At 42.5% G+C, this 24,363-nt stretch carries 24 protein-coding genes and 2 pseudogenes; 4 read left to right on the top strand and 22 right to left on the bottom strand.

The window, feature by feature from the left end; translation table 11 throughout:
• From STRDD11_RS13725 to STRDD11_RS10695, 7 genes are all read right to left on the bottom strand, one after another.
• A partial coding sequence (locus STRDD11_RS13725; RefSeq protein WP_164828474.1) for a DUF6429 family protein occupies positions 1–193 on the bottom strand: 193 nt, incomplete at its 3' end.
• A 20-nt stretch (positions 194–213) separates the two neighbouring features.
• Positions 214–531, bottom strand: coding sequence for a hypothetical protein (locus tag STRDD11_RS10675; protein WP_128837268.1), 318 nt, complete (start codon positions 529–531; stop codon positions 214–216).
• Complete coding sequence (locus tag STRDD11_RS10680) at positions 528–1,565, bottom strand: hypothetical protein (RefSeq protein ID WP_128837269.1); 1,038 nt, start codon at positions 1,563–1,565, stop codon at positions 528–530. Before STRDD11_RS10680 ends, STRDD11_RS10675 begins: the two co-directional genes overlap by 4 nt.
• A 118-nt stretch (positions 1,566–1,683) precedes the next feature.
• Complete coding sequence (locus tag STRDD11_RS14915) at positions 1,684–1,812, bottom strand: hypothetical protein (RefSeq protein WP_277592933.1); 129 nt, start codon at positions 1,810–1,812, stop codon at positions 1,684–1,686.
• A gap of 130 nt (positions 1,813–1,942) precedes the next feature.
• Positions 1,943–2,311 (bottom strand): hypothetical protein, encoded by a 369-nt coding sequence (locus STRDD11_RS10685; RefSeq protein WP_206512698.1) that lies wholly within the window; start codon positions 2,309–2,311, stop codon positions 1,943–1,945.
• 65 nt (positions 2,312–2,376) lie between these two features.
• The gene (locus STRDD11_RS10690; protein ID WP_128837271.1) at positions 2,377–2,784 is read right to left on the bottom strand and encodes a hypothetical protein; all 408 of its coding nucleotides are present in this window, start codon (positions 2,782–2,784) and stop codon (positions 2,377–2,379) included.
• 142 nt (positions 2,785–2,926) lie between these two features.
• Positions 2,927–3,208, bottom strand: a complete 282-nt coding sequence (locus STRDD11_RS10695; protein WP_128837272.1) for a hypothetical protein — start codon at positions 3,206–3,208, stop codon at positions 2,927–2,929.
• 107 nt (positions 3,209–3,315) lie between these two features.
• Between STRDD11_RS10695 and STRDD11_RS14940 the strand changes: the two genes are divergently transcribed.
• Positions 3,316–3,402 (top strand): hypothetical protein, encoded by an 87-nt coding sequence (locus tag STRDD11_RS14940; protein WP_346962594.1) that lies wholly within the window; start codon positions 3,316–3,318, stop codon positions 3,400–3,402.
• 191 nt (positions 3,403–3,593) lie between these two features.
• Here STRDD11_RS14940 and STRDD11_RS10700 read toward each other — a convergent pair whose 3' ends face one another.
• Entirely contained in the window at positions 3,594–4,088 is a 495-nt protein-coding gene (locus STRDD11_RS10700; protein ID WP_128837273.1) for an SP_0198 family lipoprotein, read from the bottom strand.
• A 501-nt stretch (positions 4,089–4,589) separates the two neighbouring features.
• Here STRDD11_RS10700 and STRDD11_RS10705 point away from each other — a divergent pair.
• Entirely contained in the window at positions 4,590–5,522 is a 933-nt protein-coding gene (locus tag STRDD11_RS10705; RefSeq protein ID WP_128837274.1) for a site-specific integrase, read from the top strand.
• Here STRDD11_RS10705 and STRDD11_RS10710 read toward each other — a convergent pair.
• The 12 genes and pseudogenes from STRDD11_RS10710 to STRDD11_RS10760 all read right to left on the bottom strand — a co-directional run bounded on the left by STRDD11_RS10710 (position 5,519) and on the right by STRDD11_RS10760 (position 19,386).
• Entirely contained in the window at positions 5,519–6,166 is a 648-nt protein-coding gene (locus tag STRDD11_RS10710) for a restriction endonuclease subunit S (RefSeq protein ID WP_241209421.1), read from the bottom strand. The genes STRDD11_RS10705 and STRDD11_RS10710 overlap by 4 nt on opposite strands.
• 80 nt (positions 6,167–6,246) lie before the next feature.
• Positions 6,247–6,570 (bottom strand): type II toxin-antitoxin system RelE/ParE family toxin, encoded by a 324-nt coding sequence (locus STRDD11_RS10715; RefSeq protein WP_128837275.1) that lies wholly within the window; start codon positions 6,568–6,570, stop codon positions 6,247–6,249.
• The gene (locus STRDD11_RS10720; RefSeq protein WP_128837276.1) at positions 6,560–6,847 is read right to left on the bottom strand and encodes a type II toxin-antitoxin system RelB/ParD family antitoxin; all 288 of its coding nucleotides are present in this window, start codon (positions 6,845–6,847) and stop codon (positions 6,560–6,562) included. Before STRDD11_RS10720 ends, STRDD11_RS10715 begins: the two co-directional genes overlap by 11 nt.
• A 153-nt stretch (positions 6,848–7,000) precedes the next feature.
• Positions 7,001–8,596: a type I restriction-modification system subunit M gene (locus tag STRDD11_RS10725; RefSeq protein WP_128837277.1), complete on the bottom strand. Its 1,596-nt coding sequence runs from the start codon at positions 8,594–8,596 to the stop codon at positions 7,001–7,003.
• A 79-nt stretch (positions 8,597–8,675) separates the two neighbouring features.
• A complete protein-coding gene (locus STRDD11_RS10730; RefSeq protein WP_128837278.1) occupies positions 8,676–9,944 on the bottom strand; it encodes a restriction endonuclease subunit S in 1,269 nt (422 codons plus the stop codon).
• Entirely contained in the window at positions 9,941–11,467 is a 1,527-nt protein-coding gene (locus STRDD11_RS10735; protein WP_206512700.1) for a hypothetical protein, read from the bottom strand. The genes STRDD11_RS10730 and STRDD11_RS10735 overlap by 4 nt, the downstream gene beginning before the upstream one ends.
• Positions 11,468–11,822: 355 nt before the next feature.
• Positions 11,823–15,029 carry a type I restriction endonuclease subunit R gene (locus tag STRDD11_RS10740; protein ID WP_128837279.1) on the bottom strand — a complete coding sequence of 1,069 codons (3,207 nt, stop codon included), beginning with the start codon at positions 15,027–15,029 and terminating at the stop codon, positions 11,823–11,825.
• Positions 15,026–15,607 carry a restriction endonuclease subunit S domain-containing protein gene (locus tag STRDD11_RS10745; protein WP_128837280.1) on the bottom strand — a complete coding sequence of 194 codons (582 nt, stop codon included), beginning with the start codon at positions 15,605–15,607 and terminating at the stop codon, positions 15,026–15,028. Before STRDD11_RS10745 ends, STRDD11_RS10740 begins: the two co-directional genes overlap by 4 nt.
• Positions 15,608–16,150: 543 nt before the next feature.
• Entirely contained in the window at positions 16,151–17,086 is a 936-nt protein-coding gene (locus STRDD11_RS10750; RefSeq protein ID WP_128837281.1) for a glycosyltransferase family 2 protein, read from the bottom strand.
• Positions 17,087–17,182: 96 nt separating this feature from the next.
• Positions 17,183–18,464, bottom strand: a pseudogene (locus STRDD11_RS10755) (O-acetylhomoserine aminocarboxypropyltransferase/cysteine synthase family protein).
• 99 nt (positions 18,465–18,563) lie between these two features.
• Positions 18,564–18,713 (bottom strand): annotated as a pseudogene (locus STRDD11_RS14945) (NUDIX pyrophosphatase); the annotation flags it as partial.
• A gap of 58 nt (positions 18,714–18,771) precedes the next feature.
• Positions 18,772–19,386 carry a TetR/AcrR family transcriptional regulator gene (locus STRDD11_RS10760; RefSeq protein ID WP_128837341.1) on the bottom strand — a complete coding sequence of 205 codons (615 nt, stop codon included), beginning with the start codon at positions 19,384–19,386 and terminating at the stop codon, positions 18,772–18,774.
• A 212-nt stretch (positions 19,387–19,598) separates the two neighbouring features.
• Between STRDD11_RS10760 and STRDD11_RS10765 the strand changes: the two genes are divergently transcribed.
• Positions 19,599–21,002: an MFS transporter gene (locus tag STRDD11_RS10765; RefSeq protein WP_128837282.1), complete on the top strand. Its 1,404-nt coding sequence runs from the start codon at positions 19,599–19,601 to the stop codon at positions 21,000–21,002.
• A gap of 123 nt (positions 21,003–21,125) precedes the next feature.
• Positions 21,126–21,575, top strand: a complete 450-nt coding sequence (locus STRDD11_RS10770) for a DUF4097 family beta strand repeat-containing protein (RefSeq protein ID WP_241209434.1) — start codon at positions 21,126–21,128, stop codon at positions 21,573–21,575.
• Between the two features lie 131 nt (positions 21,576–21,706).
• On the opposite strand, the gene STRDD11_RS10775 is transcribed toward STRDD11_RS10770, so the two are convergent.
• Both STRDD11_RS10775 and pcrA read right to left on the bottom strand, forming a co-directional pair.
• Complete coding sequence (locus STRDD11_RS10775) at positions 21,707–22,120, bottom strand: NUDIX hydrolase (protein WP_128837283.1); 414 nt, start codon at positions 22,118–22,120, stop codon at positions 21,707–21,709.
• A gap of 51 nt (positions 22,121–22,171) precedes the next feature.
• Positions 22,172–24,363, bottom strand: a 2,192-nt coding sequence (gene pcrA / locus STRDD11_RS10780) for a DNA helicase PcrA (RefSeq protein ID WP_128837342.1), incomplete at its 5' end; no start/stop codon positions are given.

Here is a 24,363-nt window from a genome sequence, read left to right on the forward strand (position 1 = left end):
CGGATTTATTTCTAACATTTCCTTGGTCAATCAAGTCCTGCTCATCCAAGTCATTAATCACGTCCCAGTCATAGCCCTTCCAGGCTCTGTAAAGGGGAAGGTCGGAATAGCGATTCCTTTCCTGAAATTTGCTTAGATAGAGCAAGACCAAGGTTAAGTCCTTCATGGCCTGTTCTGGCTTCTTTTTATCCATAGTGCTGCCTCCTTCTATTTTTACAAACGGCTAAATTCCTCTAACATAGCAGGCCGGTTGTGATAGGCGGTTCGCCATTTGGCGAGGAGCTGCTGGACCACCGCCTCACCGCCAGCTATTTTCTTCATATTCGACAGGATTTCAGCTAATTCCTTATAGTGCTTGCGGGTGCTGGAATGCCTCAGAGCATCCTCCAATTCTGCAGACAGTATAGTCAAAGTTTCCTGCGGGAAATGCCTGCCCAAGTCCAGATAGGTCTGTTTCAATACCACAGGATTGGACTGGGCCCGAAGCAAGACTTCCTCCCAAAATCCCTCTTTTCGGTAAAAATCAATCAAGCGCCAATCATTTCTCTGTCCCCAGTTTTCCTTGAGCCGCAAGCGGACGGTCTGCCAGTCAGCTGCTCTTTCAGCTCATCTATGAGATTAAAGTCAATGCTCTCAGTTAGAAGAATCTCTTCTAACAACTGACGATAATCCTCCCACTTTTCCTGCCGGCGGTAGAGGTCTTTGAGTTTCAGGCGCAGACGGCCGTGATGGATAGCTTCTGGAGCGGCTAGTTCTTTCTTGATAAGCTGTTCAGCTTCTGCATGCAGTCCCAGAGCAATGTGTCCATCAATAGAAAGTTCCCGAACACTCGCCTGACTCCAGTAATCCTGCAAAAGCTGACCAAAATCTGTCAAAGATTTCCCCAGCTCTTTCGAGATTGAAAAAACGAGCTCAACCATACTTTTAAATTCAAATTCCTCTGACCAAGAAGCATTTTGGGGAGGAACTTTCAGATGCTCCAGCAGAAAAGCCAGCTTTCTCACAGCAAAGTCCTGACCGGAAAAATGCTCTTCAAAGAGATTCCAATCATAATCTGTCAGAGAAGAATTCCTCTTCTGTGACAGGGCTGCCAGAAGCTGGGCAAAGACTTGCTCATCCTGACCCGGGCCAATTCTGTCTTCCAGGCTTTCGAATACTTGCTCAGTCAGCCTCATCAAGCTGCCATCTGAATCGTCCATGTCAGTATCATCCAGCTGAGCAAGCAAGTCATCAGCAAGGTCAAAATGCTCCTCGACGGTTAATCCATAAAGGAGATTTCCCCGCTGCTGGTCCAGAAAGAAACTCAGCTCATCCTCAAAATCATCCATGTTTTCATAGTAAATATAGCCGCTGTGTCCTGCATATTTGCTGATGATGGAGGACACACATTTTTTGAGTTTGTCCAGACTGACACCTTCCGTCCTGTCTGCTATATAATGCTGCAATTCACGCTTAAATGCCGGCTTACTGCCAGCCTTGGCCAGACAAAATTCCTTAAAAATGGCTGCATCCACCTCGTCTAAAGAGGGGGGATTTTTTAGACGGCTCTGTCTTGCTCTTTTCATAGACCATCAAAACCGCTGCCATGTGCTTACAGAGCTCACCCACATCCTGATTGTAGGGACGCTTCGTAAGTCTCCCCACCCTCTACTGTCAGCTCGACATAGTAGTCAAAAGTTCCTTCTACTCGCGCTTCGATAAACACGCTGCCATCACCAGCGCCTCAGCCTGCAAATCGTAAACCGCACCAATAGCGGCATCAGTCTTGCCCCGCTCCCAAATTTTAGAAATAAATTCACTTTGAAAAGACATGGTTGCTCCTTTAAATCAGGTATACTAAATTGCACTTAGATAAATAAGTGATTACTTGACACTCACATTTGAAATCAAGCTGTCTGAGCTTAATCTGCATGTCAATCTTTTCCATAACTACTGTTTATCGCTATTCAATGAACAACATTCGGCTATCTCTTAATGAACCCTCAACATTTATATACTTCCCATTTTCTTTGACATCCAACTGAGATACAAACGCAATTTTCTTTCTAGCAGCTAATTTTTGACATTCACGATACGCTACATTTCCGCAAGGGATTTCTGAAAGAATTTTTTTGAGGTAATTTTCCATTATGTAGGCACTAATTTTTAATGTAAACAGTAAATAGCCACGTTGATAATCAAAAATTTTTAAAAAATAACAAACTGGTTCGTGAGCATCTTTAGGAATATAAGGGACGAGATATAGTTTACAATCTCCATAATATATTTTGTAAATTTCTGACGAGGACTCTTTCTTAAGATTTTCATCCAACTTTTTTCTTGGTAAAGATTTTGGGGTTTTGTCACTTACTTTTATTGTCAAAGAATTATGTTCGTTTAGCTCAGTTTTAGTATCTTCCTTATACGTTTTCGTAGAAGTAGTTTTTTTGAATTGAATAGAGAATGAATTAGTAGTTCTAATCTCTTATTTATATGGGATTTATCAAGTTCTGATTCAGAATAGAACTGATTTGTTTCTTTCTTATTCGCTTCTTCAACTGCTTTAGAGCACCCATCTAAATGTTTACTCTGATTTTGTTGTAATACTGATAATCCTTTTCTTTTAGGGCCAAAATTAATATTTAGGGGCGCTTGTTTACAGATTGAGCAGTATATTTTACCCTCATATTTTACATCTAACTTTGCCCTTCCATATTTTGAATAAAAATCAATCATTTCTCTTAGTTCATGGTTGACTTTATCAACTTCAAAGTAAAATTCATCATGTTTTATTTTATTTGTCATTGCTACATCCTCCTCATTTTTTATTATACACATTTTTTAAAAAATGAAAAGCCTATCATACAAACAACAAATTTAAACCAGGCATTTACCCTATAATACATATATTAAATAAGATATTCCCTCGTCCACATCTCAAATATTCTTATCCTTTAGAAGCAGCAAAGTAAAAGACTAGGCCCTGTTCTCCTATCATTGTCCGCAGAAAGGGGGAGGCTGGCTCAAGTGCAGGCTCAAGGCCGAGCTTGGAGGCTAGCTCTGCAGCGAGCTCCTCTGCCAACTCTTCGTGGCTGGTATAGCTCAAAGCAAACCGCCCAAAAGCTTGACCGCGCCATTCTTCAGTCATGTCTTCCAGAACAGGCTCAAATGCCTTGAAGGTCCGGCCCCTTTTCAGGACAGTAAAGCCGTCCTTTTCTAATCTCAGCAAACAGCTGCTTTCCAGCATGTCCTGGTCTGCCCCAAGCCTAGCAGCCAAACCTTTATTTGTCAGCTGCAGCTGCCGGATAGAGGGCAGGGGGATAGGAAGCCTCTGATCTGGACTACACTATCCTCCGTCCCGGCTGGTTTGATTCCAGCTCTGACACCTCTTACGAGCTCATTCCCAAAGGTCAAGTGGTCTAGGGCAACAACATCTCCCGCTTAGCCATCGCTAACTTTGTCAAAACGGTCGCTGAAAGCCCAAGCCTCCATGTCAAGGAAAATCTGGCCATTGTCAGAGACTAGGGCCAGCTTAATCAGACAAGAAAAACCCGAACTCGCTCGGGTTTTTGACGTATTCGCTTCTCTCCTTCCTACTGTCACAAGGAGAAATGCTACTCTTTGGTAAAGGTCAGAGTATCAGGGTCATCATCCAGCTCATCCACAATCAGCTGGCCGCCCTCTTGGCGGTAGCTTTTAAGCTCGTTTCCAACCGTAAGCTGCTGTTTGCCCGTATCCACTTGGACCTGCTTGACTTCTTGCTCGCCATCAACCTCCGTCTCGGTCCAAGTACCAGTCGTGCCCCTAATCTCCAGTCTGTGCTGGTCCCCATCGTGGTCGGTCGCCATGTAAGTGCCATCCAACTGACCGCTTTGAGAAGCATTGGAAGAAGCTGACTGGCTAGAAGAGGAAGAGGAGCTGCTGGCAACGGAACTGCTGGCAACGGAACTGCTGGCAACGGAACTGCTGGCAACGGAACTGCTGGCCGGCTGGCTGCTCTGGGATTGAGCCCTGTCGCCTCCCTGATTGGCATTGCTGGAGCAGGCCGCTAAAAGGACTGCCGCAGACAGGCTGAGGAAGCCTGCAACGATTTTCTTAGAAAGTTTCATGTCTATTTCTCCTTTTCTACAAGTGTAGTTTATACTTATATTCTACATTTGTCTGTTCTATTTGTCAAGAAAAGCGCCTCTGAAAATGAGACGGGTGAGAAGGCAGCTAATCCTCAATAAAACAGAAACCAGACGAGACAGCGAGACGAATAGCAAAGCTCCCCTCTTTAACTTGAATGAGGCTGGCTGGCTTGAGCAAGTCTTCGTTTCGAGCTGCTGGCCTAAAACATCCTAATCCTAGGCTGTTTTCGACACTTACTTTGTAAGTTTTATTTTCACCCCACTTTGCGCACAGCTGCTTCGGTCATCTTTGGAGTTTAAAAAGCGAAGGAGGTTGCCACTCAGCAGGGAGTGACAGCACTAAAAGCAAACTGCAAGACTCTAACAGAAAGGAAAAGAGAATAGAGATATAATAAAAAGAGAGCAAGCCAAATATCGTCCAATTAACAGATAGGACGTGTTGAAACAGTCCTATCAACCAACTTACAGGAGGGAATGCACATGTCTACAGAATGCTTTAATCAACACTCTCTTTTTTATCATTTCTATGCTGACTGGATTCACATTTATAAGGAGGGCGCTGTCCGAGAAGTGACCTTAAAGAAATACCAGATGACCCTATATTGGTTACAACGTTTGATTCCCCAGCTTGAGATTGGTCAGTTCAATCGAACCGCATACCAAAAGTTGCTCAATGATTATGCACTCTACCATGAGCGGCAGACTACCCTAGACTTCCATCACCAACTCAAGGCTGCCATACTTGATTGTGTAGATGAAGGCTGGATTTCTAAAGATCCTACCAGAAAGGCCATCATAAAAGGTAAGGCGCCACGCGCCAAGAAACAGAAATTCCTTAACCAGTACGAGGTGCACAAGTTATTGGAGGACTTAAGCCTGGGAAGTCAAGCTGACTGGGACTGGATGATTCTTCTCATTGCAAAGACGGGGCTGCGTTTTTCTGAGGCACTAGCTCTTACTCCCAAAGACTTTGATTTTAGCCATCAGGCTATTAGCGTGACCAAAACTTGGGACTACAAAAGCAATACTGGTTTTTTGCCTACTAAAAACTTTTCATCCAATCGAAAAGTGCCTATTGATTGGCAGACTGTTATCCAGTTTAGCGAATTAATCAAGAACTTGCCCAAAGACCAGCCGATTTTTGTACATGGCCCTGTCTGGAATTCGACGCCCAATAAATGCTTGGAACGGCACTGCAAACGAGCCCATATCCCTGTTATTAGTCTTCACGGTCTGCGACATACCCATGCGTCTATCCTGCTTTTTGCAGGTGTCTCCATCGCCAGCGTAGCCCAAAGACTGGGGCACTCTAGCATGACGACAACCCAAAAAACCTATCTGCACATCATCGCAGAACTGGAAAACAAAGATGTCGATCTAGTCATGCGTTCCCTTTCAGCACTCAGTAATTAAACTCGCCTCTGAGAATGCTTACGCTGATGACTAGCGATGGTCGCGTCTAGGGTTTGAAAGAAGTCTGCAATTTGCTGTTGCTCTTTTTCATCTTTCGGAAGTAATAATTCTGTTTTAAAAAAATCAGTGGCAGCAATATTTAACAGCCCATGATTTCTAGCACCTTCTGCGGCATGTCTTGAAACCTCACTATACCATCTTGTGGTATCATAATACGTTGCTAGAAAATCTGAATTCACATCTGTGGGTTTAAAAACAATATAAAGAGTTGATAACACCCCCATATCATATCTATCAAGTCGCTTTACAGCCCCCCACGGATAACCATTAGAATATGATTTGTTATATGCAAATTCCCCGTTTTTCACTAAATAATATCCACTCACATCTCGACTTGCAACAGTTTTGTTAAAAAACTCATTTTGATCAATAAGTCCATCTTGAGCAGAAATAGTCAAAGGAAGTGTACTTAATAATTCTTTGTTTTTTCGTGTTACTCTTTCCGCCACTTCCCCCAGCCTACGCTGTTCCCAAGCGTCGGCATCTGTAAATTCTGGAAAGCGATGTTTTGATTTTCCAGTCTTGCTCACCCAACTTGCGCCCTTTTCCTTTCTATTTTCTTGGAAAAGGCAGAAAATCTCCACTGGAGCTTTTCTGTCCCAAGCGTCAGTAAAGCTAGGAAAACGAATTTCCGGAAAACTAAAAAGAGCTTGCGCTCTTCAGTTTATTTCTTTAACAACTTCATATAGTTGCTTTTTGACGGAATTAGGTGAGTAACGATAACTATTTGATGTTTTTTATCTACAAGGAACAATATCAAATAATCATCACAAACTAATGCCTGTGTTTTAAAATTTGGATTCAACTTTCTGCCTAATTGGTCATCAAAATCAAATCCACCGGGCATATGCTGAAGCCGATTTATCTTGGCTCTGATCTTTGAGATTTTTCTTCTAGCACCCCCTATACTAAAGTTAGTAGAAATATAGCCGTAGATTCGATCGAGTTCCTCTACAACCCTTGCAGTATAACGAATACTATAAACCATAGCGTTCTACCAAGTCTTCGTCTGTATAGTAGCTTCCAGACTGCACCTCATCAAGGCTCTCTTTAATCTCGTTTTGCAGTTGCAAAAACAAGCGTTCATTTTCCAAATCATCCTCCGTTTCAAGGGGGACTTCCTCCCTAACAGCCACATTTTTCAAAAAAAGGGTCAAGCCCTTTGATAAGGTATAGCCATTTTGCTTCAAAATAGAGCTCGCTGTAGTTAGTAAGTCTGCGTCAATTTTAAAAGACACATTCTTAATCCTTCCATCCTTGTTCATGACAGCACCTTTCACACGTTTTTTTACAGGTCTATTTTACAGTTTTTTTGAACTGTTTGCAAGGATCAACCTCGGTCGTTCAATATAATCTAGTCGTTTCATTTTTTATAACAGAAGTAAAACCGACCACATGCAGTCGGTTTTGCTTGCGCTTTAGACCCCTAGTTCTTTCAAAAGGGCATTGATTTCTGCCTCGAGTTTGGAAATTTCTTGGTCGTCTTGGGCTAGGAGTTGCTTAATCTCATCTAAATCAATGGGCTCCTCCTCCTCAAATGTATCCACATAGCGGGGGATATTGAGGTTGTAGTCATTTTCCTGAATCTCTTCCAGACTGGCTAGATGAGCATACTTATCCACATCTTGGCGGGCCTGATAGGCAGAGACAATCTTCTCAATATGCTCCTCAGATAGGCTGTTTTGGTTCTTCCCTTTGCTGTAGTCTTTGGAAGCATCAATAAAGAATACATCCTTGGTCTTACGATTTTTCTTAAAGACCAGAATGGTGGTTGGAATGCTGGTGCCATAAAAGAGATTGGCTGGAAGACCGATTACCGCGTCCAAGTAATTTTTCTCAAGCAAGACTTGGCGAATCTTGCCCTCAGCGGCTCCTCGGAAAAGCACGCCGTGGGGCAGGACAATGGCCATGGTTCCTGTGTTATTGAGATGGTAGAGACTGTGGAGGATAAAGGCATAGTCAGCCTTTGAGGCGGGGGCTAGCTTGCCATAGTCTGAAAAGCGGGGATCTTTGAGCTTGGAGTCAGCATTGTCCCACTTGGCCGAGTAAGGAGGATTGGCAACGACGGCATCAAAGGAGCGTGGGTGATCAATCCCTTTTTCATCCGGCCCATCTGGCCAGTCGCTTTCCAGCGTATCGGCATTATTAAGGGTCATATTGACATAGGAGACATCGTGCATCATAAGGTTCATCCGAGCCAAGTTGTAGGTAGTTGTCCCCAGCTCCTGACCGAAATACTTGATGGCTCCTGCTTTTTTGCCTTGAGGGAGTTCATTCCCTACGGTCAAGAGGAGCGAGCCAGACCCCATGGTCGGGTCATAGACGCTAAAGCTTGTATCACTGCTTTCTACGATATCAAGCGTGACTAACTTTGCCAATATCTGGCTGACCTGATGCGGGGTGTAAAATTCTCCGCCTTTCTTACCAGCTGAAGCCGCAAACTTTCCAATCAGGTACTCATAAATCTCACCCAGAATATCCTTGCCATCCTCACTTTTATAGTCAATGCTGTCAATGAGTTTGACGATGGCATTGAGCGACTTAGCACGCGCCGTTGTCGAAGCTCCCAATCGAGAATCTCCTAGATTAATGTCATTAAAAACACCGCTAAAATCTCGCGATGCTTCACGGTTACGCTCCACATTGCGGTTGAAATGCTCAAAAATAGTCTGATAATCACTAGGCATGACCTGACTGTCTGCAATCTTCTCCCGCAAGGATTCCCAAGTATCTTCAGGCTCAATGGCATAGCCCAGAGTCAGGGAAATATCCTCCAGATAATCCTCTAAGTCCTCACCAGAAGCTTCGGCCTTATAGGCTTGATTAACCGTCAGGCCCTCTGGCACATCAATGACCTGATTGGACACCAGATAGTTCTCCTGATGCTCGGATAAGTAGCGGTAAAAGATAAAAGCCAGGATATAGTTCTTATACTCGCTGGCATCCATATTGCCCCGCAGTTCATTGGCCATAGCCCAGATTTTATCGGTAATTTCTTGTGTTTTACTTGTCATTTATAAATCCTCTGTTTTGTATGATTGTTATTATACTTGTCACTTTTCTTTATTCTCCCCCCATAAAACAAACAAGGCTCTATGGGAAAAGCTGTTGCAAAAGCCCTTTCTTCAGTGTTTTCAAATGTTCCAGCTTACGCTGATGACTAGCGATGGTAGCGTCTAGGGTTTGAAAGAAGCTGCCGATCCGTTCTTGTTCAGGAAGGGAGGGGAAAGAGATTTCAGTTATAGAAAGATTGCGTTTGCTAATAGATGAAACTTTAGCACCTTGTATCATTGGTAATACCTGTTTTCTATATATATCTGAATTAAGGTAATACCCCATAAAATACGAAGCAAAATTAATACGAGGTCTAGCAACAATCGTATGTAGACCGGAAACAATATTTCCCGAAATGTTAGTTAATTCAATACATTTTCCAACAGAATAGTCTTCAGCAGCATCTGCGAAAACAATATCACCATCTTGTAAAAACATTTCTGGTTTTACCCCTGGTTCACTCTCAGCTATAAACGGAATATCCGAGCTTTCATAATCTAACACATTATTGTATTTAACTAGAATATCTCCATAATGTATGTTTTTTACATCTCCCTCAACAATAACTAGTTTTTCACGCGAAAGAGAATTTGTCTTGACAGAAAAATCCGCCACTTCCCCTAACCTACGCTGTTCCCAAGCGTCCGTAAATTCAGGAAAACGAATTTCCGGAAAACTTTCACCATTTTTTGGAAACATTTTCTGTAAGAGGCCTTTCTTACGCATTTTCAAATGTTCCAGCTTACGCTGATGACTAGCGATGGTCGCGTCTAGGGTTTGGAAGAAGCTGCCAATCCGTTCCTGTTCAGGGAGGGAGGGGAGGGGGATTTTAATAGCCTCAATATCCGATCCGTTATAAGAAGGTAATGCTCCTACTTGTGAATATTTAGGAAGATTGATTGTATCAAATAGCACTTTGCAAAAATTGATATCCCATTCTGAAGATGGAATATATGCCATAGTATTATTATCAATCAAAAACGGCTTATTTACCAATCTTTTTCTATTCAATAACAGCGCTGCTCCTACTTTTGCAAACATAATAGCAGGAACTTTGTCTATAACTTTCCATTTTCTACGACTGATCTGAGCCTCGGTTACGTAATTGTTCGAAGATGTCATTTGGTATTCATTACCAATATTATTCATATCAGACACTTTATAAAACGGAATTCCCTCATTCCCGCCTTGTTCATCATCAGGAAAACCTACTCCTGATTTAGTTTCTCCCACTTCCCCCAGCCTACGCTGTTCCCAAGGTTCGGTATCCTTGAACTCTGGAAATCTTAATTTTGGTATGTTTTTCATAAAAACTCCTTTCCCAATTGTTTCAAAAATTCTTCAGATACGATATATTCCGTCCAATTTTGCCCTTGAATTTGCCTAGTGCTATCTACCAGAAGATAATGAATCTTATCGGAATCACTAATTTTTAATTTTTTAGCCATATTTTCAGTTCTAACCTTCTCCTCTTCATAATTAGCTAAGTCCACTATAACAAGATGTTTATTGTGTTTTTCAATAACATTTCTGATTATACCGTTGATGTGCTCATCATCATAATTGAACCCAAATCCTATAGAACATATAAAATCTGAATTGCTTAATAATTCATAATAATGAACGTATTTAATAGACATATCAATAGATGTCATCGGCTTTGTACCGCTTTGTGTAAAGATTAAAGGAACTGCAAAACGTTCATACGTTATATACTCGTCTTCAGAAATCAAAGTATTCATATACGGATCATAATACTCATTAACACTCCCATTTAAAAATGTTATAGAATGTTTTGATAACTTCTCACCGATTAAGCCGTTAATATAATTTGATGTCGCTATACCAGAGACGCTAAATTTTTCCTGTGTAGCCAAATCATCATAATAGCCATCATTGCCATCTTCAGAATCAAAACTAAGAATGTATTCACGAACAGAGTGTAAAAATATGCTAATATTACAAAATTTCCCCCATTCACTTTTAGGACTATACAAATAGTGCCAGTTACTATCAATTACTGTTTTATAATCTAGTACATCAGCATAAATGTGTTCAACCACTTCAAATGCAAAATCAACAATTGGATGCAGTTCTCTTGATCGAGTTCGAGAAAGTAATTCTAACCCCTTAACTCCAGCTGATTGATAATTTACGTTAATATTACTTCCCAAATCATCAAAAATATCCAAGCCTAACTTATCCTCATCAAAAATATTTTCTTTAATATTTCTCGAAAGATTTTCACTCATTGCACCTATATGCAATTGTAACAGCGATTTTACTATATCACCCAACAACTCCTTGTCTTCTTGGTTGCTGAATGCATAATTTTTATAATAAGTTAACAGTATTGCAAAATATTTACTTGAAAATAATTGATTCCCTTGTTCTAAATAGTGGTTATACCTAAGTTGATGATTAATGTTTATATCAGAATAGGATACCTCAAGATCTTGTTCGACAGATTTTTTAAATTCTTTAGTGTTCGTTCCTTTATTTTTTAAAATAATATCCCCAACCTTATCAAATTCGTTAATCCGCTCAATGATGTAATCTCTATTATTTACAACTGTGTCTTTGATAATTCTTTCATAAACACTTTCTCTAAAAGTGGTAACTCTTTTGGTATCATATTCCTGAGGAAGCCAATTTGAAGCATATTGTGAGCTCTCTACAATCCTACTTCGATTATCTATAAATGCTTTCTTTGCCAAAGAAGTATCTTTCCTGAAAATATCAAGTGCAAACTTTCCCCCTGTTGGCATTCCATAAGAAATTTCAGCTCCTGCACCAAATAAAAATCCAATTTTTTTCTTTTCATCCTCCATTTTTTATCCTCCATTTTAAAATTTCAAACATTTACCAATGATTTATGAATTTCGACTGGTTTCCCATCACAAAATGCCGTCTAAATCGTTTGTGACTTTCAATATTGCTTTTGATATCCTTTCTCACTGCTGCACACCCCGACTATCTATTGAGACTATTGTATCATCTTTTCGCTTCACAAAATACGGGAAGGTAAAGTTTTTCTCTTATCCCTTGCACCTTTTCCTTCTCGGGTGTAAAATAATGCTAAAGATAACTTGGGAAGGATTCGCTCTGGGTTCCCGAATGGGAGTAGGCAACTGCTTAGAATTCCTATGACCCTGGGGCTATCTTTTTTTCTTGCTCAAAACTCATTCACAACTGCTCAATAAGTTGGTCAGCCAGCCGGTAAATGGCTTCTCTGAGGCCGTTGCGGTATTTGATTTTGCTGAGGGACTGGACATCTGGATCAAGTGCCATCTCTTTATAAGCCAGACTGGCTTGAGCAATCAAATCGCGAATTTGCCCCATATCATCCAAATCTTTTTGCTCGTAACGGTGGCTGGAGAAAAGATGACGCAAGTCTTGATTGGTCACAATATCCGTGATTCCCCACTGGTTTCGGAAATCTAGAAAAATACGATTCAGACTGATGGCATTGGCTTCTTGGATGATAGTCTGACTTTCCTGAAGACGGGCAGGATAGGTAAAGCCGCTTCCCGCCGGAGGAAAATGGCCATTGAAAATAGCCTGCGTCGCATTGATAATTTTCTCTGCATAGGACCGGTCTTCCAAGCCATTGGCGAATTTCTTAATTTCTTCCTTGGTTTTTGCAGCGGCTTCTTTTTCGCCATCGTGCACTTGGTTGAGGAGGCGCTCAACAAGCTCGGTCAGATAGTCATAATTGACCTGAACATCCTTGACATGGGTCATTCGCAGATCAATCTGCCAGACTGGGATTTTCTTTTCATTGGCCATATGTCCTTTCAGTTCATTTGTCAGGACCGTTGTCAGCATAACCTCTTGCTCAGGAGTCATACCGAGCTCACGGATTAGCTCATCTGGATTATCATAGTTAAAACCGATATCCTCGCCGCCTTCATCATCAGGAGTGTATTGCTTCAGCTTAGCCATTCCGCTATTATAATCTCTCAACAGGTCAACCATCTCGTCTTTTTTCTTTTCTGACGGAGGCAGCTGCTGAAATTCTTGGGTCATTTCAGACAATTTGCTCACTGTTTTCTTGACTTGCAGCAAGAGGTCTGTGAACTCAGGAGCTGTAATTCCCTCCTTGGTATTAAGGGCTTTGCGTTCCTCATCTGTCAATTTAGCCGAGTCTTTGTTGGCATAGGTGGCAAGCGCCTCATTCATCAGCTTTTCATTATATGATGGCCAGCGGTAGTTGACCACTCGTCCCCAAGGTTTTTCCTGCATATCAGCTACCCGATTGGTCCGCGAGTAAGCTTGGACGAGATTTGCACCTTTGAGGGTTCGGTCTACATAGAGGGTGTTAAGCTCCGGAGCATTAAATCCTGTCAAGAGCTGTTCCACCACAATCACCAAGTCTAGGAAATTGCCATCACTAGCCGTTTTATCAAGACGGGACTTGACATCTTCAGCATAGCCTGAGACATTATCCATCTCAAACTCAGTCTCAAAGAGCTTATTATAGGCCATCATGGCCTCATGGAGACCTTTGTTGCTCTCCAGCATGCTGTCGTTATTAGACGTATTCTTACTAAAGGTTACGGCTACCTTGAGCACTGATTCACCTTTTTCATGCCTCTCTGCATTGACCCGCTGAAACTCACGGAAATACATCATGGCCATAGGAATACTGGCCTTGCCACCTCCTACATGAGTCGTCAAAAGGGCATTGTACTTGCCATCATTGGAGCGGTTGCGCCAGTTTTTAAAGATGTCCTCTACAACCAGCTTGATATGGTCAGGGTTTTCGTCATAAAAACTGGGCTCTATAGCATCATCCATATCTTCCTGGGAGAGATTGGCAATCTTTTCTTGGATTTGTCCCTCTGTCCACTGGGGATAGCGCAAACGATAAAAGTCCGGCAGGTAGTGGCTTTTCATAGCCTCTTCGTCAATCGTCGTTTCAAAATCTACCTTAAAACCTAAAACATTGCGGTCCGAAATAGCTTCTCGAATGGTGTAAGCATGGAGCAAGTCCCCAAAGATATCTTCTGTCCGCAAGCCCTTGGTCGTATCATCAAACATCGGTGTCCCTGTATAGCCGACCCAGGCGGACTTGGGAAAGGCCTTCTGAATCCCTGCGAAGGATATTCCGCCCGTTGAGCGGTGGGCTTCATCCACGATAAAGACGATACGCTTATCTGGAGCCTTAAAACTTTTACGATTCACCAAGGTATTGAGCTTTTGCACCGAAGTGACGATGATCGCATTGTCCTTACTCTTGAGGCGGCGATTGAGTTCAGTGGTTCTCTTGGTATCCTGGACACTTCCTGCCGTCCCCTCAACGCCATCAGCATCAGGATCATAGGCCTTGTATTCATCAAAGGTTTGGTTGGTCAGAGCAATACGGTCCACCACAAAGACAACCTTATCGACATTTGGCAGACGGCTGGCCAGCCAGGCTGTTTTAAAGCTGGTAATGGTCTTGCCTGATCCAGTCGTATGCCAGATGTAACCGACTTTATTACTTGCCATGTCAAAATCTGTGTTCTTGATTTTCTCAATAACTTTTTGCGTCGCATAGACTTGATAAGGGCGCATCACCTTGAGCATTTGCTTATTTTTCGTTCCATCCAGGATCATGTAATTGGTCGCCATCTGATGAGCCATAGGAATAGACAGTACACTATCAGCAAACTCTTTCCAATCTCGGACCAAAGTATTATCTGACTGACGCTGCCAGTTAAAGGCAAAGTCTTTATTGAACAGTTCACTGGTGGTATTGGCCATGTACTTGACATTATTGGGCGTCAGGCCTACTAAAATCTGCAAAGTAGAGTAAATATCGCGATACTGATTCTCATCAATGTATTGGTGCATTTGATTAAGGGCATCATTCACATCAACCGTGTCGCGCTTCTCTTCGATCTGAATGATTGGAAGTCCGTTGATGAGCAGAGTTGTGTCAAAAACACGATTTTCCTTTCCTGCAATCACAGCCGGCCGCTGAATTTGATTGACAACCTGATAGACCGTATCGCCTGCTCCGACCTTTCGTTGATCAAATACGGTCAAAAAGGCATGCCGTCCATCATCCATATCCACTTCAATTTGCGAAATGCCATTAAGCCCATAAAGAAACTGACCAGCCTGATAGGGCGTTTGCAGGTCAGAAATAACCTTTTTCACTTGGTTGAATTCCGTGACAGATAAAGGATGGCTGAGCACATCCTGATTATGCTGCTCCAATATACTTTTGAAATTCTGCCAGAGATCGTCTGTCGTCTTGATATTTTTTTCATAAGTCCAAAGACATTTTTTGGTGATGTAGCTCCCCAGAGCATCCGAGACTTCTCTAGGACCTGTGCCGCTTTCTGATAAGATACCTGTTGACAGGTATTCGATTAACTTCTTTTCAAAGACGGATTCTTTCATGACTTTCGAGCCTCCTCTAATTCTCGTATTCTCAGTAAATATTCTCTATCTGCACGCTCTACCCTCAGCACTTTCAGGCGCAGTTGTTTCTGATAAATCTCTCCGATAAGACGCTGACGTTCAATGTTTTCTTCAATAGGCAAAATCAAATCCCGAACTTGCTTGACCGTGTATTTTAAAACTGTTGAACCTTGCAGACTCAGTAAAAATTGACGTTTGATCGACTTGTCTTCATTCAGTAGGTAGAGCAGATAGGATGGATCTAATTGCCCCGATGGTCTTAGAACGGCATAGTTCTGTGTGTATAGATACCCCTCGTGTTTTCTTGTAACGATTGCGGCTGTACCAGATATGAAACTAAAGACCAGATCCCCTGTTTTTAAAGTTGAAACAGAATCCGAAGTGCGGATTTGTTTTGACTCTGTTTGCTGAGTCGTCTTTCCTGTCAAATCCTCTTCTAAGTCGAATTGGTTGTAAATTCTATAAGTAATACAATCTTCATTCAGATTTTCTTTTATACGGAACTGGGGTGAGCCGACCTTTAATCGGACAAGCTCTGCTAACTTTATTTTTTTCATATCATACCTTTGTGTTTTTTATAAATTACATTATGAAAATAGTTTAGCATACCTGTTTTAAAAAGTCAAAGAAAAACTGCGTTATATTTTGTGGTTTTTAAAAAACACAATTTAGTTTATCTGACCTATGCAAAATAAAGCTCAACAATCAATTTTTGCTAGCCGTCCTTTTTTGATAGGAATGTTTATACATGGATATAAATGAAAAACATCTTGTCTCAGCTGAAACAAGATATTTTCGTCTTATATTTACACTGTCTGAGCAAACTGGCTCTTGTAGAGACCTGCGCAGAAAGAATTTGGCGCCATTAGCCTTACGCCAGTACAACTAACTCTCTCTAACGAAAGCTCTGTCCGCCACTTCAAAATCGCTGCCGGAGCTTTTGATAGTCTTTTAGTTTGCTTTTAGTACTAGGGCAACGAGCCGCAGGCTGTACTGGGGTACGGCAAGGCGAGTTAAGGACATAATAAAAGATAAACTAAATAACGATAACACTTCCCTGTGGTCATTTATCTACAGTCTCAGAGTTTTGATTTTGATGCTCAAGTGGATGATTTACTCTTTTCTTTAATTACATAGACCGGACGGTGCTTGGTTTCCATAAAGATTTTCCCGATATATTTACCTAAAATACCAATCGTCAGCAGCTGAAAACCGCCGATAAAGAGGATGACCGTCATGAGCGATGGCCAGCCTGAAGTCGGGTCGCCAAAGACTAAGGTCCGGACGATAATGACCATCATCAGGATAAAGGCCAGAATCCAAGACAGAATGCCGCCCAGAAAGGCGATATTGAGCGGCGCATCAGAGAAGTTGATAATGCCCTCCAGGGAATAGTTAAACAACTGCCAGAAATTCCAAGAAGTCTCACCGGCAACCCGCTCTACATTCTTGTATTCCAGATATTCCGTCTTGAAACCGACCCAAGCAAAGATTCCCTTAGAAAAGCGATTGTACTCTGACACTTCCAAGATTGCATCTACCATAGGCCGTCTCATCAGGCGAAAATCACGTGCCCCGTCTACCATCTCCACCTGACTGATTTTATTAATCAGCTTATAAAAGAGATTGGCAAAGAAACTGCGGATAGGCGGCTCTCCCTCCCGAGTCGTCCGGCGGGTACCGACACAGTCCAGCTCCGGATTCATATCCAGCATTGCCTTCATTTCAGCCAAGAGCTCAGGCGGATCCTGCAGGTCCACATCCATAACCGTCACAAAATCGCCCGCCGCATGCTGCAGACCGGCATAAAGCGCCGCTTCCTTTCCAAAATTACGGGAAAAAGAAAGATAGTGCACCTTGCGGTCCTGCTTGCTTAATTGGCGCAAAACTGCCAGAGTGCGGTCCTTGGAGCCGTCATTGATAAAAATATACTCTAAGTCTTCCCGCAGCTGATGGTTCATCTTTTCCATCGCCTCGTAAAAGATAGGAATACTTTCTTCCTCATTGTAACAAGGAACAATTACTGAAATCGTCATGTTTATCACCTATTGTATATGAATATCTTTCATTATAACAAAAAACCAGGCAAAAACCTAGTTCTTTGTGAAATAGTACAATTTTAAATCAGCTTTTTAAATCTCTTCCAAGGCCAGCCGCAGGTCTTCAATGAGGTCATCCACATTTTCCAGACCGATAGAGAGACGGATTTGATTGGGCGTGATGCCTGCCGCCAGCAGGTCTGCTTCGGCCATCTGGCCATGGGTGGTCGTGGCTGGATGCACCACCAGCGATTTGGCATCCGCAACATTGGCCAGATCAGAGAAAATCTCCAGACTGTCAATGACCCTGCGGGCCTCTGCTTCCCCTCCCTTGACCGTAAAGGTAAAGATAGAGCCAACGCCCTTAGGGAAGGTATTTCTCCGCCAGAGCCTTATAAGGACTGTCCGTCAGCTTGGGATAATTGACCTGCTCCACCTTTGGATGCTGGACCAGGAAGTCCACAATTTTCTCCGCATTGGAGACATGGCGCTCCACGCGCAGAGACAGGGTCTCTAAGCCCTGCAGGAAGAGAAAGGCATTGAAAGGGGACAGGGCCGCACCGGTATCGCGCAGAAGCTGGGTCCGGACAGCTGTGACAAAGGCTGCTGCTCCGACATCCCGGGTATAGCTGATGTCATGATAGCTGGGATCCGGCTCGACAAACTGCGGGAATTTGCCAGAAGCTTCCCAGTCAAACTTGCCGCTGTCCACAATGACCCCGCCGATGCTGGTCCCGTGGCCGCCGATAAACTTGGTCGCCGAATGAACAGAAATATCGACACCATGAGAAAAGACATTGATCAGGTAGGGCGTAGCAAAGGTATTGTCAGAAATGAGCGGAATCCGATGGGCATGAACCAGCTCAGCCAAGGCTTCAAAGTCTGGGATATTAATCAGAGGGTTGCCCAGAGACTCAATCAGCACCAGTTTGGTATTGTCCTGAATAGCTGCTTGGACCTCTGCCGGCTTATCAATATCCACAAAGCTCGTGGTAATCCCGTAACGCGGCAGGGTTTCCTTGAGCAGATTGAAAGTGCCGCCGTAGATGGTAGAGGCTGCCACCACATGGTCACCCGCATGGGCCAAGGCCAGAATCGTGTAAGTCAGAGCCGCCATTCCCGATGCCGTGGCCAGAGCACCGACACCGCCCTCCAGGGCCGCCATCCGCTCCTCAAAGGCAGCGACAGTCGGATTGGTGATACGGGTGTAGATATTGCCGGGCTTGCGCAGGGCAAAGAGGTCTTCCCCCTCCTGGGTATCCTCAAAGACATAGGAGGTCGTCTGGTAAATGGGCAGAGCCCGGGACTTGGTCGTCGGATCCACTGTCTGGCCGGCATGGAGCTGCAAGGTTTCAAATTTAAAATCGCGTGTCATAAAGCTACCTTCTTTTCTCGTTTTTCCCAGTCTACCACTAAATCCCTCCGCTGGCCAATAGCTATTTTTTATCAAAGCAAATAAAGAGAAGCTATAGGTTTACAGCTTCCCTATCATGATGCGAAAAGTCTCCTGATTGCTGGGCCAGTAGAGCTGAGAAGGGACTTGTGCCAGATCAATCCACTGGAAATCGGTGTGCTCATCTGAGATCAGAATATCCTTCTTTTGGGTCCAGACAAGAAAAAAGTTTTATGAATTAAACTAGGTTTGAGTTTGCATTACTAACTCTTTTTTATTTAGAAAATCATTAAGCTATTAAATTTTCCAATATAAGAGATATACAATCTAAAGCCGTACTTTTTAAAGAAATAATCTCTTCATTTGAATGAGGAGAATAAAGAATATCATCTACAATAGATGTGATGAAATTAAACAAAACATTCGATACAGATCTTAAATTTTCTATTTTTTCATTACCATCTACATAATATAATAAACATTGGTAAGTCAGTTCTTTCATTTTACTATTATGTTGATTCTGTATTTCTTTAACTTCCGGTATGGTATAAGATAACATCTCAATTTGAGCATGAAATTCCCTATCTTCAATCTTAATCAAATTTTCAATTAGTTGTTCAATCCAACTTCTATAATCACTCCTGAACAATTCAAAATTTTCTGTGGTATTCAGCTGATTAAAAATTACGATAAAAGATTCATTATAATTCTTTAAAATTACGGACAAAATTTCATCCTTGTTTGAAAAATATGAATATAAAGTCCCAATTGATATACCGGCTTCTTTCGCAATCTCATTAGTTGTTACATTGAAATAATTCTTATTTGAAAATAATTCTTTTGATACTGACAAAATCAAATTTAATTTGTCAATACTCCTTTTTTGAACTGGCTTTCTGACCATCCTTTTAGTCAAATCCTTAACCTCCTTCTAATAATTTTTCTAATCATATAATATCATATTTCTATCTGATATCCAAACATAAATATGAGTTTTTACTCTTTTTTAAAAAAAGTGAGTAAAAACTCATATCTCTCTTGACAATTTCTTATTAAGTGTTATAATAACACTATAGAACACGAGTTAAAGCTCACGTTTTAGAAAGGAGAATTGCAATGAATAAAAAAGTAACAATAACTATTGCAATGTGTTTAGCTATTTTCTTGGTTATGCTAGACACAACAATCATGAATATTACCCTGCCCGCTATACAAAAAGGATTAAATGTTGGACTGGACAGCTTATCTTGGGCTTTGAACATTTATACCATTATTTTTGCTACATGTACTATCCCATTAAGTAAATTAGCAGATATTTATGGGAAAGGGAAAATTCTTATTATTGGGTTGGTATTGTTTGGTATTGGAAGTTTAATTTCTGGACTAGCAGTAGAATTTTACCAGCTTATCTTAGGTAGGATTATTGCTAGTCTTGGAGCCTCAATCTTATTACCAGTCGGAAATACATTAGGAATTTCTTCTTGGAAGGTTGAAGACAGATTTAAAATTGTTGCCGCCTTAGGACTCACTCAAGGAGGTGCTGCTGCTATCGGTCCTACTCTTGGAGGAATTATTACCGATAGTTTATCTTGGCATTGGATATTTTTTATCAATATTCCTATTGTTATGATTGCCCTTCTGCTATTGATGAAATCTTTTAACTTTAAAAAAGATTCTACAGTTTCAACCAAAATAGATTGGTATGGTAGCTTGATTTCCATGATATCACTCTGTTTACTAACTTTGGGATTAATTAAAGTAAGAGATTGGGGGTTCAATGACTGGAGAAGTATCACATGTTTTAGCGTTTCCATTATCTCAGGCCTTCTATTTATTATTATAGAGAAACGAATCTCCTCTCCAATGATTAATCTGAATTTATTCAAAATCAAAGAATTTTCATCTGCTTCATTAATCGCATTTATTGTCCAGTTCTTCTACATTGGTGTTATTGTTATTTTACCAACCTTCTTCACTTCTGTTCAAGGTAAAAGCGAACTGGATGCCGCTCTAATACTACTTCCGATGTCATTAACCGTTTTCATCTTTGGAGGATTGGGAAGCCTAGCAATTAATAAACTAGGCCCCCGCTTATTAGTATTTACTGGTCTACTAGCAATCCTAGCTTCTTATATATTATTGGTGACATTAGATTATAACAATACACTAGCTATGAGTTGCTCAACATTAGTTTTAGGAATTGGCTTTGGTATCATCGCGGGACCTATCAATGTTTTAGCAGCCTCTACATTAGACGGAGAATTGTTAACTGCTTCTCAAAGTGTCATCAGTGTTGTTAGACAGATTGGATCAGTTATAGGAGTTTCCGTATTCATCTCTATGCTTACAAATAATATGCAAAACCTATCTATCCATAGTCCTCAGAAAGTATCTGAAGCCTACCTATCTATCTATAATATATGGATTCCTTGCCTATTTGCCTTGCTACTACTTTCCTTATTATTTGCAAAACGAGACATTTATTTACAAACAAAGGATGGAAATCATGAAAAAATTTGAAATTGATGTAAATCGAACTGATTTTGAAATAAAAAAGGAAAACAATTCAAATTATCCTTTAAAAATTGCTCTAAAGAAGATTTTAAAATTGTAATCAACGATTCCGAATTTATCTTACAAGAAATTAATGTATTTAAAGCAATCTCTTTCTGGATGATTCCAAAGATTACTATTACTGTTCCTTTCAATAAGCTTGAAGCTTGTAACATTAAAGTCAAATATAGTACGGCGGTGTTTAAATGGCTAAAAGCTGATGATATTAGTCTATATACAGCTGGAGGGAGTATCTTTATTAACGATCTAGAATGTAATACTTGTAGTTTAACCTGTGATATGGGGAATACATCACTTCAAGGTATTATTCAAAAGAATGCTAATTTCACATGTGGTATGGGAAATATAATTTTTTCAGGCGATCAAAAAACGCCCTCTTATAAACTAAAAGTCAATAGTGGCATTATTACAGTAAATGGCTTTAGTTATACGAATACCACCTATGAGCAAAAGAATCCTAATTGTGAGTCTCCTAATTTTTACTTAAATTGTAATATGGGAAATATAGCTATTACTTAGTTACTTTAATTTTTTTGTTCGTAAGAATTCACTTAGCCAGTGTTTATAGATAATCATTTCATGAATCCAAGAAAATTTTCCTTATGAAACAATTTACGGATTATTCTATATGCTTAAGATTAAAAGGCAGTTCAAAACCGCCTTTTTTCGTTTTTCTCCATCATCATCTGAAAAGTCTCCTGATTGCTGGGCCAGTAGAGCTGAGAAGGGACTTGTGCCAGATCAATCCACTGGAAATCTGTGTGCTCATCTGAAATCAGAATATCCTTCTTTTGGGTCCTAGCTAGGAAAAGACTTTTGTGAATGCTTAGATTTTTATCAATTTCTACCGTGTAATGCCCCAGAGGCTGAAGTTCTGACCAGGCCATTTCCAGACCGGTCTCCTCCAGAATCTCCCGCTGGCAGGCTGCAGCTGCCCTTTCGCCTTTTTCTATGCCGCCGGTTATAGGCTGCCAAAAGGACAGCCCATCTTCTTCAACCTGCAAAAGCAGGATTTGTCTTTCTCTGGGGGCAAAAATCCAAGCTTCGATAGAATTTCGAATCATATCTTCAATCTCCTTATCCGATTCTTGATAAAATTGCAGCCGACTTATTCCTTATCCCTTCTTCTCAATGGGGGCAATGCTGGCTAAGACTTTCTTGAGCCCGACTTCTGGGAAGTTGATTTTCAGCTCCTGACTGGATCCGCTGCCGGACACAGACAGGACGGTTCCGTCCCCCCATTTCTTATGGCGGGCAATATCGCCGATGGCCCAATCTTCAGCAGGGCTGTCCGCCTGGCTGGCCTTGCCGAAGGGCAGACTCCCAGTAGAGATAGAGCTGGGAGCGGCCTGGCGTTTGCGCTCCTGCAGAGCCTGAGCCAGACTCATACCCTGACCAAACTGACGGGTGTCGCTATTGCTGTAGCTGACCTTATAGGCAGTATTGGCCGGCCGGGCCAGACCTTGGTAGTCCAGCAGGTCTGAGCTGATTTCCTTAATGAAACGCGTTGGATGATTATAATTGGTTTTCCCGTAAAGCAGGCGGGAATTGGCATTGGTCAGAAAGAGAACCTTCTCCGCCCGGGTAATGCCCACATAAGCCAGACGGCGCTCTTCTTCCAGCTCGTCCTCATCTTCTGCTGCCCGGCTGAGCGGAAAGACATTCTCCTCCATGCCGATCAGAAAGACCACCGGAAACTCCAGGCCCTTGGCCGCATGCAGGGTCATGAGGGTCACTTCAGAGCTCTCATAATCTCCGTCATCGGTATCGGCGATGAGGGCCAGGTCATTGAGGAAGCGCCCCAGCTTGTCCAGGCCGGATTCGTCAGCGGGATTATCTGGATGTTCATCGAAATTCTTGGTGACAGACAGGAATTCCTCGATATTTTCAATCCGAGCCTGACTTTCCAGAGTGGCCTGAGCTGCCAGACTTTCTGAATAGCCCGTCTTTTGCAGAACGGCTTCCACCAGCTCGGTCACCGTATAGTCGTCCAAACGCTCTCGCAGATCCAGTATCAGATGGGCAAAGTCAGAAACCGCCTGAGCAGCCTTGCCCTTGACCGGCGACAGCAGGATATTAGCCGAAGCATCCAGCAGGGACAGCTCCTGACTGGCCGCAAAATTCCGGATCTTCTCCACCGTACCCGGACCGACTCCCCGTTTGGGCTCATTGACTACCCGCTCATAGCTGATATTGTCGCTGGTATTGGCAATGAGATTGAGATAAGAGATGACATCGCGGATTTCCTTGCGGCTGTAGAACTTGGTGCCGCCCACCATGGTATAGGGGATATTGGCCTTGAGCAGGGCTTCCTCCACCGTCCGTGACTGGGCATTGGTCCGATAAAGCACGGCAAAATCCTTGTGGCTGTAACCTTCTCTGCTCAGCTGATCAATGGTCCTAGCCACAAAGAGAGCTTCTTCCTGCTCATTGTCCGCCCGGTAGTAGACAATCTCCTCACCGTCTTCATTCTGGGTCCAGAGATTCTTGGGCCTGCGGTTGCGGTTGTTTTTGATGACTTCATTGGCTGCCTGCAGGATGGTCTTGGTCGAGCGGTAATTCTCCTCCAGCAGGACGACCTTGGCCTCGGGATAGTCCTTTTCAAAGTCCAGGATATTCTGCATATCCGCTCCCCGCCAGCCGTAGATAGACTGGTCGGCATCCCCGACCACGCAGATATTTTTAAAGCGGGAAGCTAAGAGCTTGACCAGCTGATACTGGGCGTGGTTGGTATCCTGGTACTCGTCGACATGGATATACTGGTAGCGCTGCTGGTAGTAGGTCAGGACATCAGGATTGCTGTCAAACAGCCGCAGAGTCAGCATGATCAGATCGTCAAAGTCCATGGCCTCGGACCGGCGCAGCTCCTTCTGGTAAGCCGTGTAGCACTTGGCCACAATCTCTGTATACAGATCGCCTGCCTGGGCTGCGTAGGCTGTATCGTCAATCAGGTCATTCTTGGCATTGGAAATGGTGCCCAGAATAGCCCGCTCATTCCACTTTTTAGGATCCAGATTGAGATTTTTGAGAATCCGCTTCATCAGGGTCCGCTGCTCACCCGGATCAACAATGGTAAAATTGCGGTTGTAGCCGATATGGTCCGACTCCCGCCGCAAAATGCGAACGCACATGGAGTGGAAAGTAGCAATCAGACAGTCCTGAGTGGCGGGATTGAGAGCAAAAGCCCGCTCTTTCATCTCCCGGGCCGCCTTGTTGGTAAAGGTGATGGCCAGGATATTCCAGGGATTGATCATCTTTTCATCAATCAGATAGGCGATGCGATGGGTCAGGACCCGGGTCTTGCCCG

Origin of the sequence: Streptococcus sp. DD11 (assembly GCF_001578865.1) — a bacterium.
GTDB lineage: Bacteria > Bacillota > Bacilli > Lactobacillales > Streptococcaceae > Streptococcus > Streptococcus panodentis.